The sequence below is a fragment of the Aquimarina sp. AU58 genome (genome assembly GCF_900312745.1).
GTDB classification, from domain to species: domain Bacteria; phylum Bacteroidota; class Bacteroidia; order Flavobacteriales; family Flavobacteriaceae; genus Aquimarina; species Aquimarina spinulae.
The window spans coordinates 189,394-212,755 of record NZ_OMPD01000013.1 but is presented as its reverse complement, the minus strand read 5'-3'; the positions used below and the strand labels follow the sequence as shown (position 1 = coordinate 212,755).

22 protein-coding genes are annotated in these 23,362 nt (G+C 32.6%); 14 read left to right on the top strand and 8 right to left on the bottom strand.

What is annotated here, in order from left to right; all coding sequences use genetic code 11:
- Positions 1–184: 184 nt before the first annotated feature.
- Complete coding sequence (locus DK441_RS11220; RefSeq protein WP_109098812.1) at positions 185–1,864, bottom strand: AraC family transcriptional regulator; 1,680 nt, start codon at positions 1,862–1,864, stop codon at positions 185–187.
- A 251-nt stretch (positions 1,865–2,115) separates the two neighbouring features.
- On the opposite strand from DK441_RS11220, the gene DK441_RS11215 reads away from it, so the two are divergent.
- The 10 genes from DK441_RS11215 to DK441_RS11170 all read left to right on the top strand — a co-directional run bounded on the left by DK441_RS11215 (position 2,116) and on the right by DK441_RS11170 (position 12,266).
- Positions 2,116–3,390 (top strand): helix-turn-helix domain-containing protein, encoded by a 1,275-nt coding sequence (locus DK441_RS11215; RefSeq protein ID WP_160112058.1) that lies wholly within the window; start codon positions 2,116–2,118, stop codon positions 3,388–3,390.
- A 187-nt stretch (positions 3,391–3,577) separates the two neighbouring features.
- Positions 3,578–5,200 carry a fibronectin type III domain-containing protein gene (locus DK441_RS11210; protein ID WP_074409806.1) on the top strand — a complete coding sequence of 541 codons (1,623 nt, stop codon included), beginning with the start codon at positions 3,578–3,580 and terminating at the stop codon, positions 5,198–5,200.
- Between the two features lie 300 nt (positions 5,201–5,500).
- Entirely contained in the window at positions 5,501–6,298 is a 798-nt protein-coding gene (locus tag DK441_RS11205; protein WP_109098810.1) for a hypothetical protein, read from the top strand.
- A 23-nt stretch (positions 6,299–6,321) separates the two neighbouring features.
- On the top strand, positions 6,322–7,326 hold the full coding sequence (locus tag DK441_RS11200; RefSeq protein WP_109098809.1) for a kelch repeat-containing protein: 1,005 nt from the start codon (positions 6,322–6,324) through the stop codon (positions 7,324–7,326).
- A gap of 101 nt (positions 7,327–7,427) precedes the next feature.
- Positions 7,428–8,033, top strand: a complete 606-nt coding sequence (locus DK441_RS11195; RefSeq protein ID WP_109098808.1) for an SIMPL domain-containing protein — start codon at positions 7,428–7,430, stop codon at positions 8,031–8,033.
- A 331-nt stretch (positions 8,034–8,364) separates the two neighbouring features.
- Positions 8,365–8,895, top strand: a complete 531-nt coding sequence (locus tag DK441_RS11190; protein WP_160112057.1) for a hypothetical protein — start codon at positions 8,365–8,367, stop codon at positions 8,893–8,895.
- A gap of 227 nt (positions 8,896–9,122) precedes the next feature.
- On the top strand, positions 9,123–9,770 hold the full coding sequence (locus DK441_RS11185) for a collagen-like protein (protein WP_109098806.1): 648 nt from the start codon (positions 9,123–9,125) through the stop codon (positions 9,768–9,770).
- Between the two features lie 178 nt (positions 9,771–9,948).
- A complete protein-coding gene (locus tag DK441_RS11180; RefSeq protein WP_109098805.1) occupies positions 9,949–10,344 on the top strand; it encodes a DUF2721 domain-containing protein in 396 nt (131 codons plus the stop codon).
- A 34-nt stretch (positions 10,345–10,378) separates the two neighbouring features.
- Positions 10,379–11,830: an ATP-binding protein gene (locus DK441_RS11175; protein ID WP_109098804.1), complete on the top strand. Its 1,452-nt coding sequence runs from the start codon at positions 10,379–10,381 to the stop codon at positions 11,828–11,830.
- A 22-nt stretch (positions 11,831–11,852) separates the two neighbouring features.
- Positions 11,853–12,266 (top strand): response regulator, encoded by a 414-nt coding sequence (locus DK441_RS11170; RefSeq protein WP_074409796.1) that lies wholly within the window; start codon positions 11,853–11,855, stop codon positions 12,264–12,266.
- A 58-nt stretch (positions 12,267–12,324) separates the two neighbouring features.
- Here DK441_RS11170 and pyk read toward each other — a convergent pair whose 3' ends face one another.
- The 5 genes from pyk to DK441_RS11145 form a co-directional block, all read right to left on the bottom strand.
- Positions 12,325–13,752, bottom strand: a complete 1,428-nt coding sequence (gene pyk, locus DK441_RS11165; RefSeq protein WP_109098803.1) for a pyruvate kinase — start codon at positions 13,750–13,752, stop codon at positions 12,325–12,327.
- A complete protein-coding gene (locus DK441_RS11160) occupies positions 13,752–14,243 on the bottom strand; it encodes an IPExxxVDY family protein (RefSeq protein WP_109098889.1) in 492 nt (163 codons plus the stop codon). The genes pyk and DK441_RS11160 overlap by 1 nt, the downstream gene beginning before the upstream one ends.
- 182 nt (positions 14,244–14,425) lie before the next feature.
- Positions 14,426–15,160, bottom strand: a complete 735-nt coding sequence (rnc, locus tag DK441_RS11155) for a ribonuclease III (protein ID WP_025666214.1) — start codon at positions 15,158–15,160, stop codon at positions 14,426–14,428.
- A complete protein-coding gene (gene fabF, locus DK441_RS11150) occupies positions 15,161–16,414 on the bottom strand; it encodes a beta-ketoacyl-ACP synthase II (protein WP_109098802.1) in 1,254 nt (417 codons plus the stop codon). It abuts the gene before it with no gap.
- 17 nt (positions 16,415–16,431) lie between these two features.
- A complete protein-coding gene (locus DK441_RS11145) occupies positions 16,432–16,665 on the bottom strand; it encodes an acyl carrier protein (RefSeq protein ID WP_024768509.1) in 234 nt (77 codons plus the stop codon).
- A 181-nt stretch (positions 16,666–16,846) separates the two neighbouring features.
- On the opposite strand from DK441_RS11145, the gene DK441_RS11140 reads away from it, so the two are divergent.
- Together DK441_RS11140 and DK441_RS11135 are read left to right on the top strand one after the other, a co-directional pair.
- Positions 16,847–17,422: a phosphoribosylglycinamide formyltransferase gene (locus DK441_RS11140; RefSeq protein ID WP_109098801.1), complete on the top strand. Its 576-nt coding sequence runs from the start codon at positions 16,847–16,849 to the stop codon at positions 17,420–17,422.
- Positions 17,423–17,598: 176 nt separating this feature from the next.
- Positions 17,599–18,234 carry a viroplasmin family protein gene (locus DK441_RS11135; RefSeq protein ID WP_074409792.1) on the top strand — a complete coding sequence of 212 codons (636 nt, stop codon included), beginning with the start codon at positions 17,599–17,601 and terminating at the stop codon, positions 18,232–18,234.
- A 193-nt stretch (positions 18,235–18,427) separates the two neighbouring features.
- Here DK441_RS11135 and DK441_RS11130 read toward each other — a convergent pair whose 3' ends face one another.
- Together DK441_RS11130 and DK441_RS11125 are read right to left on the bottom strand one after the other, a co-directional pair.
- Complete coding sequence (locus DK441_RS11130; RefSeq protein WP_160112056.1) at positions 18,428–18,784, bottom strand: hypothetical protein; 357 nt, start codon at positions 18,782–18,784, stop codon at positions 18,428–18,430.
- Positions 18,785–18,929: 145 nt separating this feature from the next.
- Complete coding sequence (locus DK441_RS11125) at positions 18,930–20,006, bottom strand: carbohydrate-binding protein (RefSeq protein WP_109098799.1); 1,077 nt, start codon at positions 20,004–20,006, stop codon at positions 18,930–18,932.
- 443 nt (positions 20,007–20,449) lie between these two features.
- On the opposite strand from DK441_RS11125, the gene DK441_RS11120 reads away from it, so the two are divergent.
- Complete coding sequence (locus tag DK441_RS11120) at positions 20,450–21,379, top strand: PfkB family carbohydrate kinase (RefSeq protein ID WP_109098798.1); 930 nt, start codon at positions 20,450–20,452, stop codon at positions 21,377–21,379.
- Between the two features lie 79 nt (positions 21,380–21,458).
- The gene (locus DK441_RS11115; RefSeq protein WP_109098797.1) at positions 21,459–23,357 is read left to right on the top strand and encodes an amidophosphoribosyltransferase; all 1,899 of its coding nucleotides are present in this window, start codon (positions 21,459–21,461) and stop codon (positions 23,355–23,357) included.
- Positions 23,358–23,362: the final 5 nt, after the last annotated feature.

Genomic DNA, 23,362 nt, shown 5'->3' with positions numbered 1-23,362 from the left:
CAGAATATTATCGATACAATTTTTTATCAAAAATCACACAAAGTGATAATGAAAAATGCCTAACAGTATAAAAAGTATATGTAAGTTACTTTTTTTGAATTCCAAGAATAAATATAGGGTAAAAAACAGTAAACATACTATGAATGAGGTGGTTATTAGTCGAAATTCACGGAATTTCGATAAATTACATAGTATCTAAGTCATGTAATTTCTTTATGAAATAAGAAGTTTTGATTCCTGTACTCTTTTTAAATGCAGACGAAAAAGACTCGGCAGTATTAAATCCCATTTCTTCTGCAATACCTTGTATGGTATAGTTCCTAAGCGTTTTGTTTTCTTTTAACTGGGTTACCGCATGTGCAATCCTAAGATCGTTGATATAATTGGCAAAATTCTTTTGCTTATGATGATTAATGACCTTTGACAAATACTTTGTATTGGTTTTAATGTCTTTGGCCAAAATGGTAGTACTAATATTCTTTTTAAGATAATAATGATTTTGTTCAAATAAAGCTAACTTATTCAGGATTTCTTCAACGATATCATTGGGTACTCCTATATCATTTTGAGGTTTTTCGTTAGGTGTTTCAATCACCTTGTTTTGAGCAATTAATTGTTCAAATTTGTACTGATAGGTTTTTCTCTTTTGATATTGGCGATATAAAAAAACAATAGTGACAAGAGTAAGTAATGAGAGAAAAATCACTAATGAATTTAGGTTTTTATTATTGCCTTTCAGTTCATTGATCAATGCCTCTTTTTCTTTTATCAGTAAAGGAGTATCAAACTCTTTAAATAAACGATTAGATAAAGAAGAAGTTTCCTGGTTAATAATACTATCAAATCGTAGAAGTTTATTGATATATTCGAGCTGTTGTTCCTTTTTATCATTCGCTTTATAAAAATTGATCATAAATTCATAACCTTCCCGAACCTCAATAGGAGTAATTTTTTCATAGTGAAGAATCGAATCTACGGTAAGAAAGTGCTTTTTAGCAGATAAGATGTCTTGTTTTAATAATTGTAGCTTTCCCAAATAAAACTCACCCAAAATATATGCTTTTTTGTTTTCTGATCTGGTTTTATCTAGAATAGGCAAACCTTTAGCAATACTATCATAAGCATCCTTAAATTTATCTTTATAAAAGAGATTGATACCTTCATTAATGATAATTCGACTATAAAACCTATTATAATAATGTTCTGATTTTTGTGATCGTTTAATTGCTTTATAATGATATGTTGAAGCAGAATCCAGGAAATTATTATAGCGATAAGATTCTGCTAAAGGAACAGTTGCTTTTAAATATCGGATTGTATCGGTAGTATGTTTTGTTATTATATATGTATAATATTCTTTAAAAAGTGGTAAAGCTTCTTCATGCTTTCTTATTTCCGTCTTGATACAAGCAATATTATGCTTGGTGATATAGATGTATTCAACATTTTGAATTTTTTCTGCAAGCATCAAAGCTTGTAAGTAGTTGTCAAGTGCAAGAGTGTAATTACCTTTACGAAAGTAATATCCTCCTTTAAAAGAGTATGATCTAATTATGATATCCTGATCTAAACCGGTACTCAAAGTAATAGAGCGATCTAATAATGCTATTTTTTCTGATTCTTCTTCAGTATAATAGGATAATCTACTATATGCATTAGCCATTTTTATCTTATCATTTTCTAGAATAGCTTTTTTTAGATACGTATTAAGGTAAATTTTTGCAGACAAAGTATCTCTGTAGACTTTTAGATAAGAATTATATAAATTCTCATAATCCAATGCTTTTAAAGAATCAGGAATTACAAAATCTTCTTTTTGCCCAGTAGTAATTTGTACACAGCACAGCAAAAAAATGATAATCATCCTTTTACAAAAGGAAGTGAAAAAGAGATATGTCTTTTTTGTGTTCAAGGGGTTTTGATCTATTTATCTAGCTATAAAGATACTATTTTCTGGTTTTTGTAGTGTCTTAGAATTAATTCAATATAATTGACTGATAGTTAATTAGTTAATATTAAAAATCAATCTCGAAATTCTCAGAATATCGAGATATTTCGTTTGTTTTCATGGGTATTGTCATTATATATTTGGATTGGACAAAAAAATCAATCATCATGAATATCAAAAAAAACATAGGTGATAAACTAGTAGGGAAGATTTCTACAATTTTAATATGCGGGGTTGTATTTTTCTTGATATATGTTGTGTGTTATAAGATGCTAAGTACAGATTTTAATACAAGACATATGTTTGCAATGCTGATAGTATTAAACATAGTATTGCTCATTACAGTATTTATTTTTTTCTTTTCGAGTATAGTCATGAAGAATTTCTCTAATTTCTATGTTAAGGCCCCTGTTCTTTTTAATAAAGTATTTGAAGTAGCGTATGATGGTGTTTTTACTACCACAAAACAACTAACACCAAAGTTTGATAAAGTGAAGAGTAAAAAAGATGTGATACGAAGTTCGGTATCAAATTTTAGTATACATGGCTTGCACCAGATTTTTTCTGAAAAAGACCAGATACAACATCAAAACGCATCAAACGAAACCATAGGAATACTAAGTTATTTTGCATCATCACTGTTCGAAAAAAATAAACTTGAAGAGGTATTATGGGATATTGTAGAGAATTGCATTTCGAAACTTAAATTAGAGGACTGTGTAATCTACATGTTGGATACCCAAAATGAAGTTTTGATACAAAAAGCAGCATTTGGTCATAAAAATAATGGAGAAAGAAAAGTCATAAGCCCTATCCAAATTCCATTGGGTAAAGGTATTGTTGGTAGAGTAGCCCAATCAGGAACATTTGAGTATGTGCCCGATTTGACCAATGATCCTGGATATATCATAGATGATGATCGTAGAATGTCTGAATTGTCTGTTCCTATTTTAATAGATGACCAGGTAGTAGGTGTTCTGGATTCTGAGCATTCTCAAAAAGATTTTTTCAATAAAGATCATGTGTTTTTATTTCAGTTAATTGCCAGGTTAACCGGAAAAAAACTAAAACAAATTCATGCAAAAAGTGAATCTCATATTACCGATGATAATGTGTATTTTAAAGAACTTGATTTTTTGATGAAAGAAGCCAAAATATATCGAGATCCAAATCTGGGATTAGACAGTATGGCCAAAAAACTAAACATAAGTGGTAACTATCTTTCACAATTGGTTAATAAATTGAGTGGGTATAATTTTACCGATTATATAAATAGATATAGAATAGAGGACGCAAAATTTAAATTAAGAAATCCTAATTTTATAAACTACACTATTATATCGATCGCTTTAGAATCTGGGTTTAATTCGAAATCTACTTTTTATAGTGCTTTTAAAAAACGAACAGGCATTTCTCCAAAAGAATATAGAAAAACCCCCTAAAAACGTCCGAATTCTTTGAAATTCAAACTTTCTGGACATTTGTACACTTCACCCTAATTAATTTTATCATCTAAGTACTACACAAGTACAAACTAAGTATTTGTTTTTAGCTTAAGCAGTTTGTTGTTCTATAGTAGGCTAAGAATAAGGATAGATTTTTATAAACAAATCATAAAAACATAAACAAATGAAAAAGAAACAGTTTTTATATCGTTTGATCATCTTTTGCGTGTTGATTGTAGGATGCAAAAATGATGATGACATAGTTGTACCACCTGTATCAGCCGAGAATCAGGTACCAGGAGATTTTACCATACAGGTTAATGAGATAACAGCGAATAGCGCATTATTAGAATGGACTCTCGCGGTTGATCCAAATGATGATGAAGTATCGTATACTATTTTTTTGGGAGAAAATTCGATACAATCAGATGTGCAGACTACAGAATTTTTACTAGAAGGACTTGATGGTCAAACCAGTTACAATGGTAAGATAGTGGCTTCTGATGGAAAAGGAGGAACATCAGAAAACACATTTGCTTTTGATACAGAAAAAGGAGTAGTAATTAGTGAAGAAGTGTCTATAGCATGGGAAAAATCTTATGGGGGTTCTCATATTGACATCGCTAATGCGCTACAATTAACAATAGATGGGGGGTATATTGTGGTTGGTACTGCTAATTCTGATGATGGAGACGTAGGTGGTAATAACGATGCAGATGGATATATAGGAGGAGACTATTGGGTTATTAAATTAAGTAGTTCGGGTGAACTAATGTGGGAAACTAACCTGGGAGGCTCTAGTGATGAAGCTGCAAATAGCATACAACAAACCTCAGATGGTGGATATATAATAGCAGGAATGACTTATTCTAACGATCAGGATATTAGTGGTGATGCATCTTTTGCTGATTTTTGGATTGTAAAATTAGATGGCTCTGGAAATTTGGTTTGGGAGACCAATTATGGTGGAAGTGGAAATGAAGAAGCAACAGATATCGAACAAACATCAGATGACGGTTTTATTGTCGCAGGTTTTACCAGCTCTTCAAACGGTGATGTAGGAGACAATTATGGAGGCTTGGATTACTGGGTGATAAAACTGGATTCTATGGGAGCTTTAGTATGGGAAACAAATCTTGGAGGTACCGGATTTGATATTGCACAATCGGTTGAACAAACGTTAGATGGAGGTTATATTGTTGGAGGATATTCAGAATCCTCAGACGGTAATGTGGGAGGTAATTATGGAGAAAAAGATTATTGGATTGTAAAATTGGATGTTTTAGGAAATCTGATTTGGGAAACAAATCTTGGAGGAACACTTGATGATCTGGCATATGATGTTCATCAAACTACTGATCAAGGATATATCGTAGCTGGATATTCAGAATCCTCAGATTTTGATGTAAGTGGTAATAATGGAAAAAAAGATAGTTGGATCTTAAAATTAGATACTTCGGGAGAACTAGTATGGCAGGTTAACCTTGGTAGTTCAGAGAGTGATGCCGCCCGCTCTATTCAACAAACTACAGATGGAGGATATATCTTTGCTGGGAACTCGGGAGCAAGCGACTTTGATGTAAGTACTAATAATGGAGGCTATGCAGATTTTTGGGTGGTAAAACTAAATCCTTTTGGTGAATTGTTATGGGAAATTAGCTTTGGTGGTCCAGAACCTGATTACGCAAATACGATTCAACAAACCAATAACGGTTACATCGTAGCCGGTTATGTTTATGCTCCGGGAGGAGATATTAGTGGTGCCGGTAAAGGTATGTGGGATTATTGGGTCGTAAAACTAGAATAATTCTTGCGATACTATAAAAACAATTTGTAATGATTAGGTTTTTTTGTCCATGCTTTTCATTACCCGGATCCTCATTACCTAACCTAACAAGATAATGGGGATCCTTTTTTTCTAACCTACAGGTAAACCCCTTAAAAAACGTCCGAATTCTTTGAAATTCAAACTTTTCGGATACTTCAAACTGTGACTGTAGTTAGGTTTGTGGCATTAGCTTTTTATCATAATAGAAAAACAATAATAGATTTCATAAAGGCCATTATGAGATACATATTTGGCTATTAATTAACGTAAAAATGAGAGATGAAAAGGATGAAAATAATTCAATATGTAAGTGTAATATTTTTTGTTATTCTTGCTGCGTGTAGTAATGATGACGATGTTTCAAATTCGAATTCTGAACCAGACCCAATAATAAATCCAGAAAACGAAATTTTTGATGACTTTGAAGGTACTGGTCCGCTAGTAGACTATATAACAAATAATGCTACAGTATTGCCAAATGTAAGTAGATCATCAGGGAAATATCATGCAGTTTTAGATGATAACACAAATAATCAGACACTACATTTTAACGAAGAGCAAGGGCGATTGGATGCTAAATTAGTCACATTTCCCTTTGAATTTATAGCAAGAAATATTGGCATTGGTACTATTGCCGATTCTCAAACAGCACCAATTCATAGTGATACTCAATACAACTTTTCGGGGATTCAAGTACATGTAGAAGATTTTAATTCTATAAACTCTTCTCATGTGGTGATAGGTCACAGAGGAACAAGAAGGTTTACTATAGAAGGTAAAAATACAGTAAACGGTGTCTCTTCTGTAGATGATATAGGTATAGATATGGTTCCCTTAGGACGAGCAGATATACGTATTATTGGAGATGAAAATAATGAACTTACCTTTTATTGGCAACAACCAAATTTAACAAGTAATAGTACTTCAGATGAATGGATACTTTATAATGGTACGGGTAAATTACCAGGAACCGCCCCTTCATACGATAGCAAAGTTTATATAGGGCTTATTACATATGCTTTTGGTAACGCAGGTATTCCGTTTGTAGGGACTTGTGACGCTATTGAGATAAAATAAATAGTAATAATAAATGAATTACAATGAAAACACAGATATATATAATACTACTAGTATTTGTATCTACGATCTTTTTATCATGTGATACAGAGGAGATTCAAATAGAAGACAATAATACCAAAGTATTCGCCACCAAAACCCTTAGTTTAACCCCCCAAAAAATTCTTAAAGAAACACCTTTTGGAGGGAGAGCCAATCATACCTCACTTGTATTTGACAATAAAATGTGGGTAATATCGGGTAATGGCCCAGGAATATACTATAACGATGCATGGTATAGTAAAGATGGCACTACCTGGATGGCAGCCACAAAAAAGGCTTCTTTTTCACCGAGAACAAGTCATGCTGCAACTGTTTCTCAAGGTAAAATGTGGATAACAGGTGGTAGGCTTGTTAATGAAATGAATGATGTTTGGTTTAGTACAGACGGGGGGACCTGGAAAGAAGCTATAGGCAATGCTTCATTTTCACCAAGATCAGAACATACAATGGTCGATTTACAAGGAAGAATGTTTGTAATTGGCGGTCAGGAAAATGGAGTCGAGAAAGGTGATATTTGGGTAAGTAGTGATGGAGTTAAATGGAATTTAGTATCCAATTTGGCACCTTTTGGAGCAAGAAGAGATCATGCCTCTGTAGTGTATGATAATAAAATATGGGTTATAGGCGGTTATGATATCAATAATAACTTTTTGAATGATGTATGGTATTCTCCAAATGGTTTTCAATGGTTTCTTGCTACCCCAGATGCAGATTTTTTACCAAGAAGAAATCATGCAGTAACAGTAGATAAAAAGGGAATGTGGTTAACTACAGGTGCCAGAAATAACGACTTCGAATATTTTAATGATATCTGGTATAGTGCCAACGGAATAGACTGGAAAAAAACATATCTAACTAAAAAATTTCAAGAAAGAACGCAGCATACATCTGTGCATTTTGACAAGAAATTGTGGATCATTAATGGATATGCTTTGAACAATGGAAACCCTGATGACTTTTATAACGATATCTGGTCTTTTGAATAATAACAATGACATTTCTGATACACGTGGCTATTCTAATATCCAATTTTTAAAGAATAGTATGTGTTTACGTTTGTGATTACTTAAATAAAAACAATATATAAATGAAAAAATTAATTCTAATTCTGCTAATAGGCACTGTTCCTATGTTTGGGCAGCAACAAAATAATACGATAAGTGTAATAGGAGAATGTTCTAAGAAAGTTGATATCGAAAAATATAGTATTAATATCGAATTCAAAGAGGTTATGGCAGATGGATATCAAAATATGGAACCCAAAAGTATATCACAACTTAAAGAGGACTATAAGAACAAATTGAATACTATAGGTGTAGATTTTGAAAAGTTTAAGGAAAATGTTTTATTTAAAATTACCGCTACGAGTTATGGAGCACAAGCCTATTATTTTTATGTTACAAAATCCCTTGATGAAGTAAAAAAAATACATGCTCAAAAAATGAAAGGAGTAACAATCACGTGGGTAGATATTATAGCCAAAGAAAAGACAAATGAAGAAATGATAGTGTTGAATAAAAAAGCTATCCAGGATGCCAGAGGTAAAGCCACTAGAATTGCAGGTAGTATCAATAAAAAAGTAGGAAGCATACAAAGCATAGAAGACACCAATTATAAGCGACAATATTATAATGTGAATAAATCACAAGAACTACAAAAGCATTACATAACAGTAACATTTGTTTTGGAATAGGTTTTTGAGAATTAATTAAAATGATATAGACATCTCTAAAAACTAGATGAAAAATGATTAGCTTTAAGCTGAAAATTAAGTAAGTAATGAAATGAGTGTCAATAATAGTACTATTATTGACACTTTTATTTAGTTGTAAATCAAAAAATACAATGAGTAATATCAATAGTATATCAAAAAGAAAGATGCTATTTAAACGTATAAATAGAAAAATAAATACAAATTAAATTTAGAAATAGAAATGTATCATATATTGACAAAAGCGATAGTAATTTTTGGTTTTCTTTTTTGTAGTACAGGTTATGCACAAAAAAAAGAAACAGATACAAAAATGAATCAACCAATATCTACAGTGGATGATACCCTTAGGGTTGGATACACATATTGGTGGCCACAATCAGGGCCTTTTATTGGTAATTGTGGTGATAAATATGCATTAGTTTTTTTAGGCACTATTCAGCATATTGATGATCCGGTTCAGAATGATGATATGCTCTATACTTCTCAACGAGGGATTATTGATATCGATGAGGTATTAACTTCGAGAACCCTTAAAAAGAATAGGTATGACAAACAAAAGTTCTTTGTTTCGGATTACTTCTATGAGGAAGATGTAAAACAAGGAGATCGGGTATTGGTTTTTTGCTATGAATACGAAGATAATTATAGTATTCCGGGAGGAAAGTCGATGTTAAAAATAAAAGAAGATAATGATCCTGTTTTGGAGTCTATAAAAAGATATATTCTATCTGGTCAAAACGCATTAGAGCTAAAAAAGGATGTGGCTTTATGGAAAAACTATGGTTTAGAGGCAGAGGTAAAACAAGTTATTGAATGTAGAGAAATGAGAAGTAAAGATTGAAGAACCTAAGTGTTTTTACTACATCAATTATCATAACAGTATACTTCAACATAAATATTTAAATTACCTAAAAAAGGATCATATTTAAAGTACTCAGGTATTTTCACTCCAAAAACACAGTCAAACCCCTTAAAAAATGTCCGAATTCTTTGAAATTCAAACTTTTCGGATAGTACATATTCTTACCCATACTAGGTTTGTGCCATTAACTTTTAAAAATTATAAAAATGAAAGCAATAACAAATTTAGTAAAGGGGATGATGATAGTGATGGTATCACTATTGATATTTTCGTGTTCTGATGGGGAAGATGGAGCAATTGGGCCTGCAGGCCAAGACGGAGTTAACGGAGTTGATGGTACTAATGGAACAGACGGTAGTAATGGTGCCGATGGTGTCGATGGTGAAGGTGGCCCTCCAGGAACAGCCAATGTAATTTATTCTGATTGGATTGCAACGGATTTTGAAACTAATGTATCGGCCGAAACTAATGAACAACTTCTCACCTCTTTTAATCTTGCCGAATTCAATTTGAATGAAGATGTAATTTTGGTCTACGGACGACATGAAGTAAACATACTAGTTTCTGAAATCAAACAACTTCCTTATATACTTGCTTCACAAAATGAATACTACGGTTTTGAGGTTTCAAGTTTTAGTGGTGGCAGTTCGTTACGAATTGAAGTAACTACGTTGGATGGAGGAACTAACTTATTTACATTTTTTGATGATTTCAGATATGTGATTATACCTGGTGGGATTTCGACTTCTAGTAGTACTGCTTCAGGTGGGCTTGAATCTGGATCTAAATCTGCAAGAGATTATACCAAGATGTCGTATCAAGAAATTAAAACTTTATTTAATATCCCAGAATAATCTTTATAACCAATCATTAGTTTAGATTACGTATAGTGAGCAATATAAAAATATTGCTCACTATTTTTTGTTCGGTATATACATCCAAAACGTTAAATGATGTGTCATGATGATGAGATCATCTATAATTTGCTGTCCTGTTTTTTTACTCTAAATTAGTAGTTCTAAATTCTTTTTTATGACGCTTACTATGAGTATTCCGGCCTTGTTGTTTCCTGCAATATCACTAACCATGCTGGCCTATAATGCAAGGTATTTAGCTATTGCAGCATTGATACGACAATTACATGAGGAATATTTGACTTCACGATCAAAAAACACCGTATTACAGATCAAAAATTTAAGAAAACGATTATGGTTGATTAGAAATATGCAAGCCATAGCTATCGCTAGCTTTCTCACCAGTGTAATTACCATGTTTTTATTGTATGTAGAAAAGATCTCTTGGGCTAATATAGTATTTGGTATTAGTCTTTTTTTACTTATGATTTCACTTTTTTTATCATTTATAGAAGTTCAGATTTCTACCAAAGCACTAGCTATTAGGCTTAATAGAATCGAAGAGGATACGTAAGAAATCCTTATCTTGTTATGATAAATGCTACCGAATGCTTCAAAATGAACTTTTTAATAATGTAATTCAAGATTTCAATGCTGGATATTGGGAGCTATATGATGATCCGGAAAGAGAGGTTTGGTCAGAAAAGTTTTATGATAGTTTGGGGTATACAAAAAATGAACTAGAGTCAAAAATAGCCTATTTTTTAGAACACCTGATACATCAAGAGGATGTTGAGTTATTCAGAGATAATTTTTTTAGTTATCGACGTAATGCTGTAAGTTTTAAACAACATATAAAAATTCTCGATAAAAAAGGAAATTATAAACTATATAGATGTGCAACTAATGATGAATTACCGGTAAATATAAAATCTAAGATTAGCCTTGTCTTTTTTATTGAAATCAAACTAGAACCAGAGCAAGATATTACAAAAGATAATTTCTACTATAAAGAAACTGCTCAAATGACAGCTACGGGGAGTTGGTATGTAGATTTTCAGGAAAGGAAAAGTTTCTGGGATTTTGAGACCAGAAGAATTTTAGAATATGCCGACGACTATATTCCTTCTCTTAAAGATTCTGCCAACTACTACGCAGAAGATTCAAAGCAACAGGCGGCAGATTTATTTTTTAATTGTGCTATGGTGGGTACACCTTTTAATACCGAAATTAAAATGGTAACGGCCAACAAAAGAGAATTTTGGGTACGAGCGATAGGAAAGCCTGTATATAATGAAAATAAAGAAATAATTGGGATTAGAGGTGTTTTTCAGGATATAGACGAAATTAAAAAAAAGGAATTAAGTCTGCAAAAATCAATTGATATTATAGCATCTCAGAACTCTAGATTATTCAATTTTGCTCATATCGTATCTCACAACCTTAGATCTCATACCAGTAATCTATCTTTATTAGTACAGTTGATTGAAGATATAGATGATCCTAAGGAAAAGATTGGATTAGTCAAAGAAATTAAACAAATATCGTATAGTTTAAATACAACGATCGAACACCTTAATGAGATTGTAGCAATACATACAAATAAGGATCAGGAAAAAAAACCAGTCAAATTTCAGGATGCTTTTAATTTGGTTGCAAGTGGAATAGGGCAAATGATTTCTATGAGCAAAACCAAAATCAAGACAGATTTTAGTGAATTAAATACAATTAATTATATTCCTGCATATTTAGAAAGTATCCTGTTAAATTTAATAACGAATGCTATAAAATATAAACATCAGGATAGAGATCCGGTAATAAAAATCAAAAGCTATTCTAGAGGTAATAAAGAGTATTTAATGGTCACAGATAATGGTAGGGGAATTGATATGAAACTGTTCAAAGATAAAATATTTGGTATGTATAAAACATTTCATTACAATAAGGATGCAGTAGGAATCGGATTGTTTTTAACAAAAAACCAGGTAGAATCACTTGATGGAAAAATTACTGTAGAGAGTGAAGTAGATAAAGGAACAACTTTTATAATTGAATTTTAATAACAAATAACCCCTTTAAATTATGAGTCACAAAATAGGATTAGCTTGTATTATTGATGACGACAATATGTATGTAAATCTTGTAAAAAGGATTGTAGAAGCAAAAAACCTTTGTAGTAACTTAATGGTATTTCAAAATGGTAAGGATGCTCTTAATTATTTTGAAGCTATTTTGACTAATTTAAATAAAAAGACAATTCCTGAAATCATATTTCTTGATTTAAACATGCCGGTAATGGATGGATGGGAATTTTTGGACAATTTCACTAAAATCAAAAATAAACTCGGAAAAACAATCACTCTATACATTGTAAGTTCCTCAATTAATCCGGTAGATATAGAAAGGGCAAAAAGTATTAATACGGTAAAGGATTATCTTGTAAAACCAGTTACCATAGAGGACTTAGAGGCAATCTTTTTAAAGCAAACTTTATAGTAAAAAAGCTTCCCATATAGAGAAGCTTTTTACTACAATATTCTATTGCAGAAATTTCTTAGATTTGCGAAACCCTAAGTGTGTTTACCATTCCTTTTGCAGTAATTGGCATTGCAGCTAAATTGATCAACATATCTCCTTGTTCTACAAATTTACGTTCTAGTGCAATTTTATTAATATCTTCGACAGTTTCATCGGTACTTACGAACTTATCATAATAAAAAGCTTTTACTCCCCATAAGAGGCTAAGCTGAGATAAGATTCTATGATTACTGGTAAAGACCAGAATATGAGCATCAGGCCTCCATGCAGAAATTTGAAATGCTGTATAACCACTATTGGTAAGAGTACAGATTGCTTTGGCATCAATATCATTTGCCATGTGCGCAGCATGATAACAAATAGATTTTGTAATAAATCTATTGGTTCGAATATGAGGAGGATTTTGAGGAACAGTTATTAAATCAGAATTTTCTACACTTTTAATAATTTTAGACATAGTTTCGATCACCTGTACAGGATATTTTCCTACAGAAGTTTCGCCAGATAGCATAACGGCATCGGCGCCATCCATTACAGAATTAGCGACATCATTTACCTCGGCACGTGTTGGTGTAAGACTATCGATCATTGTTTCCATCATTTGTGTGGCAATAATCACAGGTATTCTGGCAGTTTTAGCTTTGAGCACCAAATTTTTCTGAATCAGAGGTACTTCCTGGGCAGGAATTTCTACTCCAAGATCTCCTCTTGCCACCATCAATCCATCGCAATAAGCCACAATCTTATCAATATTCTCTACTCCTTCGGGCTTCTCTATTTTGGCAATAATTGGAATCTTATGCTCACTATGTTCTTTTATGAGGTCTTGTAATTCTATTAAATCCTGGGCATGACGCACAAAAGATAATGCCATCCAATCCACTCCTTGTTCGCATGCAAAAATTGCATCTTTTATATCTTTTTCTGTCAGTGCTGGTAAAGAAATACTAGTATTAGGAAGGTTCACTCCTTTTTTAGATTTTAGAGGACCTCCTTGTATTACTTTGGTCTTAACTGTATCTTTTTTGTTAGAAGAGATAACTTCAAAAATTAACTTACCATCGTCTAATAATATTCTTTCTCCTGTTTTTACATCTTTTGGGAAAGTTTCATAATTCATATAGACCTCTTTAGAGGTACCTTCAAAAGGTTTACCAGTCACAAAATTGATCGTATCGCCATCATTGACAATGATATCTCTTTTCATAACACCTACACGTAGCTTAGGACCCTGTAAATCTCCAAGTATAGATGCATTATAACCATGTTCTTTGCTTAGTTTTCGTATAATTTTTATGCGCTCCTTGACATCATTATAATCAGCATGAGAGAAATTTATTCTGAAAACATTTACTCCTGCTTCCAACATTTTTTTTAATATCTCTTCACTACTTGTTGCGGGTCCAAGAGTAGCGACTATTTTGGTTCTTTTACGTTTTGGCATTATTCGAATATTAAGTTGTTCTTTGATTTAAGTGTAGCATATTCTAAAGGATATGCTGTTATAATTTGTGAAATGGTAAGTATGTCTATAAGTAAAGACTTACTTGAAAAATTTGATGCTTCGGTCTCAATTTTTAGAAAATAATCTACATTTTTTAATTCAGGAATTAAATATTTTGTAGTATATGTATTCTCTATAGTAGTAAATAGGCCTTCAGAAATCTGATTTTCTGATGTTATTTTGGATTGAAATTTATTTCCGATAAGACTATATGTACTATATTGAAAATGATCATCATACTGATATAATGGAAAATTTGCAGTGAGATCATTATACTCAAAATTGATATCTTCTTTTTTTCTATAGAGCTTTAAATTCAGGTTTTTATTCAATAAAAAAGCCAACCGATATGAAGCTAATGAACAATGAATGGCAATAAGTTCATAATCATCATCGGCAAAGGCATCTAATACTAACCGCTGAACAGCCACTTTGATTTTTTTTGTTTCCGATTTAACGCGAAATATACAAATAAATTCACCTAACAAGTTTAATTAAAGATAAAGTTATTTTACGAAAACGATTGAGTTAGTATCTTTTAACTATAAAAAAATATAGTTTTTCTAGTATGCGTATATTTTGATTAATTTAATAAGAAAGAATCTAATGATATTTAGATATTTATTTTAGATTGAAATGCAAAATAAGCTCTTTTTGAAGCTTTTTCTTCTGCTTTCTTTTTTGAAGTAGCTCTTGCTTTTGCAACTACTTTATCATCTATCCAAAGTTTTACGGCAAAATGCTTCATTTCATCTTTACCTGTATCTTCATATACTTCGTAACTAAATACTTTTTTCTCTTTTTGACACCATTCTATCAATAAGCTTTTATAACTAATGATTTGTCCTTCGAGGCTTTCGATATCAACATATGGATCGATTACAGCTTCTTTAATAAATCGTTCGCAATACACAAAACCGCGATCCAGGTAAATAGCACCTATTAGTGCTTCAAAAAGATTTCCATGTATATTTATTCCAAATTGAGATTTAGGAATATTGGTCCGCACCAGTTCAATTAGTTTAAGATCTTTACCCAATTCATTAAGATGTTTTCTACTTACTACTTTGGCTCTCATTTTGGTTAAATACCCTTCATTACCTTCGGGTACTTCTTTAAATAAGTGGGCTGCGATAACACTACTTAACATGGCATCACCAAGAAATTCTAATCTTTCAAAATTAACAGCATTTCCTTTTTTGTCTTTTAAATTTAATGACCTATGCGTAAATGCTTTTTCATAAGGTTTAATGTTTTTGGGCTTAAAATTTACTATTTTCTGAATTTTAGAAAAAAAATTCCCGTTCTTTTCAGAGCGGGAATTTAGTATGTTTCGAATAACATTCATTTATTCGTTCAGTTTTTTAAATAACACACAAGCATTATGACCTCCGAAACCAAAAGTATTACTCATTGCATATGTGATTTCACGTTTTTGAGCTTTGTTTAATGTCAAATTCAATGAAGAATCTATGTTCTCATCCACTGTAGTGTGATTGATAGTAGGAGGTACTATACCTTTTTGCATAGCCAAAATAGAAGAAATAGCTTCTATAGCTCCGGCAGCACCAAGTAAGTGTCCTGTCATAGATTTTGTTGAATTGATATTGATGTTAGGTGCATGGTCTCCAAAAACCTTGGTAATAGCTTTCAATTCTGCAACATCTCCTAATGGAGTGGATGTGCCATGAGTGTTTATAGCGTCTACCTGTTCTGGTGTTATACCTGCATCTTTTAAACAATTAAGCATCACGCGTTCTACACCTATTCCATCGGGATGCGGAGCTGTCATGTGATATGCATCACTAGACATTCCACCACCAACTACTTCGGCATAGATTTTAGCACCTCGTGCTTTTGCGTGTTCATATTCTTCAAGAATAAGAGCTCCACTACCTTCTCCCAAAACGAAACCATCTCTGGTTGCGTCAAATGGTCTAGAGGCCGTCTCTGGGCTTTCATTTCTTGTAGATAAAGCGTGCATCGCATTAAATCCTCCCATACCAGCAATTGTAACTGCAGCTTCACTTCCTCCTGTAATGATAATATCACAATGGCCCAAACGAATATAGTTTAGCGCATCGATCATAGCATTTGCAGAAGAAGCACAAGCAGAAACTGTGGTATAGTTAGGTCCCATAAAGCCATTTCGTATAGAAATATGACCAGGAGCAATATCGGCAATCATTTTCGGGATAAAGAAAGGATTAAAACGAGGTGTTCCATTTCCGTTGGCATAGCCAATTACTTCTTCCTGAAAAGTCTCTATTCCGCCAATTCCTGCACCCCAGATCACACCAACTCTAAATTTATCAACTTTTTCCAGGTCAATAGCAGCATCTTTTATAGCTTCTTCAGAAGATACAATAGCATACTGGGCGAATTTATCAAGTTTTCGTGCTTCTTTTCTATCAAAATAGTCTGTGGGAGAATAATTTTTGACTTCGCAAGCAAATTTAGTCTTGAAATTTTCGGTATCGAAATAGGTAATGGGAGCGCAACCGCTTTTTCCATTTACTAATCCATCCCAATATTCATCAATATTGTTACCTATAGGTGTTAATGCACCTAGTCCTGTGACTACAACTCGCTTAAGATTCATATTTTGTTGTGAGGTTATTACTTTGCGTCTTCAATATAAGATATTGCTTGACCTACTGTTGCAATGTTTTCAGCTTGATCGTCTGGAATCTGAATATCGAATTCTTTTTCGAATTCCATAATCAATTCTACAGTGTCTAATGAATCAGCGCCTAAATCGTTTGTGAAACTAGCTTCATTTACAACTTCGTTTTCGTCTACTCCTAATTTGTCAACGATTATCGCTTTTACTCTTGATGCAATGTCTGACATAATGTTTAATTTTAATTTTTTAATTAGGTGGCAAAAATAAAAAACTTTATTTTAAAACCCCACAATCCCATAAAAATGTATTTGTATTTTATCAAATATAGCGAAGTATTGCCTTTTTGCTACCTAAAATTGAATAATAATTATTTTTTTTGTGCTCTCTAATTAACAACTTTACTATACTATGAAGCGTATTATAATTTTTGCTTCCGGCTCAGGTACCAATGCCGAAAATATAATTAAGTACTTCCACGAGCGAAAAATTGCCGAGGTTACACATGTGTTCTCTAACAACCTGCGTGCCAAAGTATTAAAAAGAGCTCATGCCTTGAAAGTAAAGGCGTTACACTTTGACAAAGAGTCATTTTATGACACAAATGAAGTACTTAATATCTTAAAAGATGCCAAACCTGACATCATTGTACTAGCTGGGTTCTTATGGATTTTTCCTAAAAAAATCATTGAAACTTTTCCTGATAAAGTGATAAATGTTCATCCTGCATTATTACCAAAATATGGTGGAAAAGGAATGTATGGCCATCATGTACATGAGGCTGTGGTTAGAAATAAAGAAAAAGAAAGCGGGATTACGATCCATTATGTAAACGAGCATTATGACGAAGGAGCGATTATTTTTCAGGCTAAAACATCAATTTCTAAAGAAGATTCTGCCGAAGATGTAGCGCAGGCCATCCATCAATTAGAATATAAACATTTTCCGATCGTTATAGAAGAACTTCTGTTTGCAGGAAAAAAGTAGTTTGATAATAGTATGGCTAAAGTTGTTTAGTAAGAAAAGTAATTGTCATGCTGGGCCTGTCGAAGCAAATTTGTAGGACAAAAGCACTTCAACAAGCTCAATGTGACTTCCAAAATGTCATTAATGATACCAAACAGACTTAATAATAAATAACGAGAAACAATCAACGAATAAGAATGGCTAAGAAAGAAAAATTTTATGTGGTTTGGGAAGGACACAGGCCAGGGATTTATACCAAGTGGGATGATTGTAAAGCGGCGGTTAAGGGGTATCCTAATGCAAAGTATAAATCGTTTGATTCTTTTGATGTTGCAAAAAAGGCATATAATGGGGATTATGAGGATTATAAAGGAAAAAGTAAACCCAAAAAAACACTTACTGCTGCACAGTTATCAAAAATTGGAGAACCTAATTTGTATTCAATAGCAGTAGATGCTGCTTCTAGTGGTAATCCTGGTAAAATGGAATACAGAGGAGTAGACACTCAAACCGAGAAACAACTTTTTCATCAGGGGCCTTTTCGACAGGGTACAAATAATATAGGAGAATTTTTGGCACTTGTACATGGTCTTGCGTACCTTAAAAAGAAAAATAGTGACCGTATTATTTATTCTGATTCTAAAATAGCGATAGGATGGGTAAAACAAAAGACATGCAAAACAAAGCTGCAACGAACTGCTAAAAACAAGGAAGTCTTTGATTTGGTAGATCGAGCTACGCAGTGGCTCAAAGAAAACACATATACAACTACAATTGTAAAGTGGGAAACCAAAGCGTGGGGAGAAATACCTGCAGATTTTGGTAGAAAGTAGTTTTAAGACGTATTCTAGATAATGTTTAATATAAGTGTCGTAACAGGGCAAAATGGTACCTTGCTTTTCGCTTTTCTGTGCATTGGTTGTTAACTTCTCTTCACAGCAAGTATTGCGCCTTCATAAAAATACAAACAACCATTTGATTTATCGCTTAGCTGTTACGATCACATATATAATGTTGTATACTTTTTTACCTTTTCCGTATTTGTATTTTTTCAGAGTCCAGAATATATTGTTTGGATTTTATGTAGTCAATTTGCTCTTTTAGAATATTGTTGTCTAGATCAGAAGAGTTAATAAGTGTAGCCTTTTCTATACTTTTAAGAAGTTTTTTTTCCAATTCAGACCTTTGAGAAACTAGATTCTCGTTAATATAAATTCTTCCTGGAAGCTTTTCAAATTCAAGAATGTGCCATCTCACGTTTTGGACAAATTCCACAATAAATTCTTTCCCTTTTTTATTTTCACAATTTAAAGTAATCGAACCTCCGTCCATCCACGTGGATATTTCTTTGATTAATATTTGAGAAGTGAAATCTATTTTCAAATTATACATTATTAATGGTATACCATTAATAATGTATAAATACTATAAAAACAAAATGCTCCGGTGTTTTTCCGGAGCATTTTTTTGTAATAAGACTTTTTAATCTAATGTAGCAAACAAATTAGATTATGTGATTATTTTTTTCTTAGTTACCACATGCACCAAGGTTATTCCATGATGTTGCAGTTCTTTGGTATAAAGTTCCTCTATACGTTACTTTATCTCCCACAGAATAAGAAGTATTACTGTTATATTCAGATACACCAGCACAAATATCAGTAGGAGGAGTACTATCACATGCACCAAGATTATTCCATGATGTTGCAGTTCTTTGATATAAAGTTCCTTGGTATGTTACTTTATCTCCAACAGAATAAGAAGTATTACTGTTATATTCTGCTACACCATCACAGTTACCACCACCAGTATTAGAACCAGGGTATATAGTAGCTATAAAAGATTTATCTGTTGCAGATAATTGAGTATTACTTCCTACGGCAACACCATCTGTAGTATGTGCTGCAGGAATAGGGTAATGCATTATTGATAATGGATCGTATGCACTGTAATTAGAAGTACTTGCTTCAATACGATTGAATAGATTTCTATCTACATCTGCTCTACTCCAGTTATTTGGTGGTCCAGCATAGTAAGCATAAACTGCCTCTTTATCCCAGTTAATTCCAGCTACAGGATTTTGATGTTCGTGGACTAAACCAAGAGCATGTCCGAATTCGTGAATTGTAGTTCTTCTAAACTCTGTATCAGAAGTATTGTTGTTAAACCATCCAAAATGCATACTATGTGCATGATTGTTAGATTCGGTTCCTAAATAAGACCAAGATCCACCATCATTTGCAAATTGCCCTTCTTTAAAACCAATTTTGATGTTTGCACTGCTGTTTGAAGATACCCATTCAAATTTAATATTTGCATGACTTTCCCATGCTACAGCATATTGCCTAACTTTGGATTGTACAAAATTATTACCATTTAAGAATTTCACTCGAATAGTTTGACCAGGTTGCCATTGTACATTTTTAAGACTGGCAGCTTTTGAGCCATTCTCGTAAGGATTCCATTTTTCGATACATACGTGAGCAGCTTTTGCATCTGCATGTTGATTAGTTTCGATAATGTCTTCAGAATCTTTTTCGCAGTTGAAGAATAAAACCGACAGCGAAGTAGCTAAAACGAGTTTAGCTAAATTTAATTTTTTCATAATTAATTGAAAGTTTGAGTTTGTATTGGTGTAAATAACGGTAATTTTTTAAGATTATTTTGGCATTTTTTAAATTTTTTTTTCAGAAATTATAGTTTTTTTGAAATTTTTACACCAAAAAATTGCCATTTTCGTAAATTATCAAGCATAATTCAACATTATTTTTAATACACAAAACAAAGAGTTAAAATTTTGATTTAGAGTGTGTTATTGTTAAGGGGGCAAAATCTAAAATCATATACCAATCTGTAAAAAGAGTATTGCTTGTTTATTATTTCTAAATAAGTAATAAAATTTTAGGTGTTTTAACTTAGGTTTATCAAATAGTGAACAACATCACAAGAAAAATACTTGTACATTCAAACAGAAAATAACCTTTGTATTAATCTTCTTACTACTTAAAAGTAAAACGTATATTTGCAAAAAATTATTACGCTAGTTGTATGAGTAAATTACTTATTGTAGGTTCTATTGCCTTTGATGCTATTGAAACACCTTTTGGTAAAACTGATAAAATATTAGGAGGAGCAGCCCCTTATATCGCGCTTTCTGCCTCGAATTTCAACATTTCTTCATCAATTGTTTCTGTGGTTGGAGAAGATTTTCCCTTGGATTATCTTTCTATGCTTCAGGAAAAAAATATTGACACTTCTGCTGTTGAGATCGTAAAAGGAGGAAAGACTTTTTTCTGGAGTGGTCGATATCATAATGATTTAAATTCTAGAGATACATTAGATACACAACTTAATGTACTTGCAGATTTTAACCCTGTGGTTCCTGATAATTATAAAGATGCAGATATTGTGATGCTGGGAAATCTAAACCCGCTAGTACAGCTAGGTGTAATAGAACAACTTACTACTAAACCAAAACTTACGATATTAGATACTATGAATTTTTGGATGGAAGATGCTTTTTTGGGAGATCTTCTAAAAGTAATTTCAAAAGTAGATGTAATTACTATTAATGATGAAGAGGCCAGACAATTAAGTGGAGAATATTCTTTGGTAAAAGCAGCCAGAGCAATCGAAAAGATGGGGCCAAAATATGTTGTGATTAAAAAAGGAGAACACGGAGCTTTGTTATTTCATGAAGAACAGATCTTCTTTGCTCCTGCACTACCATTAGAAGAAGTTTTTGATCCTACGGGAGCAGGAGATACATTTGCAGGAGGTTTTTCGGGATATCTAACTAAGACAGATGATATTTCATTCGAGAATATGAAAAAAGCGATTATTCATGCTTCAAACCTCGCGTCTTTTTGTGTAGAGAAATTTGGTACAGAGCGAATGGAGAATTTGAATCGAGATGAGGTTCAGAGGCGACTTCAGCAATTTAGAGAGTTAACACAATTCGAGATAGAATTGTCTTGATATAAAGTATAGCCCTAAAGTAATTGTTTAGGGCTTTTTTGATTATGATTAACACAACAACATTTAGAATTGGAATACAATGAGTGATGCGTTAAAACACGAATGCGGTATAGCATTTATTAGATTATTAAAACCATTAGAGTATTATAAGGAGAAATACGGTAGTGCATTTTATGGAGTAAATAAAATGTATCTGATGATGGAAAAACAACATAATCGCGGTCAGGATGGTGCTGGATTTGCAAGTATTAAATTAGATACAACTCCTGGCGAACGATATATAAGTAGAGTTCGATCTAGTGAATCGCAGCCAATACAAGATATTTTTTCTCAGATTAATGATAGGATTAATAAAGAATTGGTAGAGCATCCAGAATATGCTGACGATGTCGAACTACAGAAAAAAAACATTCCCTACATAGGAGAAGTACTTCTGGGACATGTACGCTATGGGACATTTGGTAAAAATAGTGTAGAGAGTGTTCATCCTTTTTTAAGACAGAACAATTGGATGCATCGTAATCTTATTGTAGCTGGTAACTTCAATATGACTAATAATGATGTGTTGTTTAATAACCTTGTAAGATTAGGACAGCATCCAAAAGATAAGGTAGATACCGTTACTGTAATGGAAAAAATAGGCCACTTTTTGGATTCTGAAGTAGCCAAGTTGTATAAGAAATTAAAGAAAGAAGGGTTTAATAAAAATGAAGCCTCTCCTCAAATTGCAGAACGATTAAACGTTGCTAAAATCCTTAAAAAATCATCAAGAGATTGGGATGGAGGGTATGCCATGGCAGGAATGCTTGGGCATGGTGATGCTTTTGTTTTAAGAGATCCAGCAGGAATTAGACCAGCATACTATTATAAAGATGATGAGGTAGTGGTGGTTGCTTCAGAAAGACCTGTTATTCAAACTGTATTTAATGTTGCTTTTGATGATGTATTAGAACTTGATCCGGGAAAAGCAATTATCGTCAAAAAGAATGGAGATACATCGATAAATAGAATTATTGATCCATTAGAGAGAAAAGCATGTTCTTTTGAGCGTATTTATTTTTCACGAGGAAGTGATGCCGAAATTTATGAAGAAAGAAAGAGTTTAGGAAGATTGCTTATGCCTCAGGTTTTAGAAGAAATTGATCATGATACAGTAAATACCGTTTTTTCTTTTATTCCGAATACTGCCGAAACCTCTTTTTATGGCATGGTTGAAGCAGCCCAGGATGAATTAAATAAGCAGAAGAACGAAACTATACTTTCAGAAAAAGAGACATTAACAGATGAACGTCTATCAGAAATTCTCTCATACAGATTAAGAACAGAGAAAATTGCAATTAAAGATGCTAAGCTTCGTACTTTTATTACAGAAGATAGTAGTCGAGATGATTTGGTAGCTCATGTCTATGATGTGACTTATGGTGTAGTAAAACAAGAAGATAATTTAGTTATAATCGATGATAGTATCGTTAGAGGAACGACACTTAAAAAGAGTATTATCAAGATGATGGATAGATTAGGACCAAAGAAAATCGTTGTTGTTTCTTCGGCACCACAAATTCGTTATCCAGATTGTTACGGAATTGATATGGCAAGATTAGAAGGACTAGTGGCATTTCAGGCAGCATTAGAGCTTTTAAAAGAAAATGGAAATTATGACTTGGTAGAGCAGGTTTATGAAAAATGTAAAGCCCAGGAAAATTTAGTAGACTCCGAAGTGCAAAATTTTGTAAAAGAAATCTATAGTGGATTTTCTGATCAGGAGATAAGTGATAAAATATCAGAATTGTTAAGTGATAAATCGGTAAAAGCTGATGTAAAGATTATTTATCAGACTGTCGATAACCTTCATAAAGCCTGTCCTAAGAATCTTGGGGATTGGTATTTCACAGGAGATTATCCAACAATAGGAGGAAATAGGGTTGTAAATAAGGCTTTTATAAACTTCTTTGAAGGTAAAAATGAAAGAGCTTATTAAAAAAA

Excerpts from the sequence above, each read along its gene's own strand:
- DK441_RS11205 (WP_109098810.1), top strand. The coding sequence starts at position 5,501 with ATGAAAAGGATGAAAATAATTCAATATGTAAGTGTAATATTTTTTGTT.
- fabF (WP_109098802.1), bottom strand. The coding sequence starts at position 16,414 with ATGAATCTTAAGCGAGTTGTAGTCACAGGACTAGGTGCATTAACACCT.
- rnc (WP_025666214.1), bottom strand. The coding sequence starts at position 15,160 with ATGAATGTTATTCGAAACATACTAAATTCCCGCTCTGAAAAGAACGGG.
- DK441_RS11115 (WP_109098797.1), top strand. The coding sequence starts at position 21,459 with ATGAGTGATGCGTTAAAACACGAATGCGGTATAGCATTTATTAGATTA.
- DK441_RS11135 (WP_074409792.1), top strand. The coding sequence starts at position 17,599 with ATGGCTAAGAAAGAAAAATTTTATGTGGTTTGGGAAGGACACAGGCCA.
- DK441_RS11170 (WP_074409796.1), top strand. The coding sequence starts at position 11,853 with ATGAGTCACAAAATAGGATTAGCTTGTATTATTGATGACGACAATATG.
- DK441_RS11180 (WP_109098805.1), top strand. The coding sequence starts at position 9,949 with ATGACGCTTACTATGAGTATTCCGGCCTTGTTGTTTCCTGCAATATCA.
- DK441_RS11195 (WP_109098808.1), top strand. The coding sequence starts at position 7,428 with ATGAAAAAATTAATTCTAATTCTGCTAATAGGCACTGTTCCTATGTTT.
- pyk (WP_109098803.1), bottom strand. The coding sequence starts at position 13,752 with ATGCCAAAACGTAAAAGAACCAAAATAGTCGCTACTCTTGGACCCGCA.
- DK441_RS11125 (WP_109098799.1), bottom strand. The coding sequence starts at position 20,006 with ATGAAAAAATTAAATTTAGCTAAACTCGTTTTAGCTACTTCGCTGTCG.
- DK441_RS11220 (WP_109098812.1), bottom strand. The coding sequence starts at position 1,864 with ATGATTATCATTTTTTTGCTGTGCTGTGTACAAATTACTACTGGGCAA.
- DK441_RS11215 (WP_160112058.1), top strand. The coding sequence starts at position 2,116 with ATGAATATCAAAAAAAACATAGGTGATAAACTAGTAGGGAAGATTTCT.
- DK441_RS11190 (WP_160112057.1), top strand. The coding sequence starts at position 8,365 with ATGAATCAACCAATATCTACAGTGGATGATACCCTTAGGGTTGGATAC.
- DK441_RS11185 (WP_109098806.1), top strand. The coding sequence starts at position 9,123 with ATGAAAGCAATAACAAATTTAGTAAAGGGGATGATGATAGTGATGGTA.
- DK441_RS11210 (WP_074409806.1), top strand. The coding sequence starts at position 3,578 with ATGAAAAAGAAACAGTTTTTATATCGTTTGATCATCTTTTGCGTGTTG.
- DK441_RS11175 (WP_109098804.1), top strand. The coding sequence starts at position 10,379 with ATGCTTCAAAATGAACTTTTTAATAATGTAATTCAAGATTTCAATGCT.
- DK441_RS11140 (WP_109098801.1), top strand. The coding sequence starts at position 16,847 with ATGAAGCGTATTATAATTTTTGCTTCCGGCTCAGGTACCAATGCCGAA.
- DK441_RS11200 (WP_109098809.1), top strand. The coding sequence starts at position 6,322 with ATGAAAACACAGATATATATAATACTACTAGTATTTGTATCTACGATC.
- DK441_RS11120 (WP_109098798.1), top strand. The coding sequence starts at position 20,450 with ATGAGTAAATTACTTATTGTAGGTTCTATTGCCTTTGATGCTATTGAA.
- DK441_RS11145 (WP_024768509.1), bottom strand. The coding sequence starts at position 16,665 with ATGTCAGACATTGCATCAAGAGTAAAAGCGATAATCGTTGACAAATTA.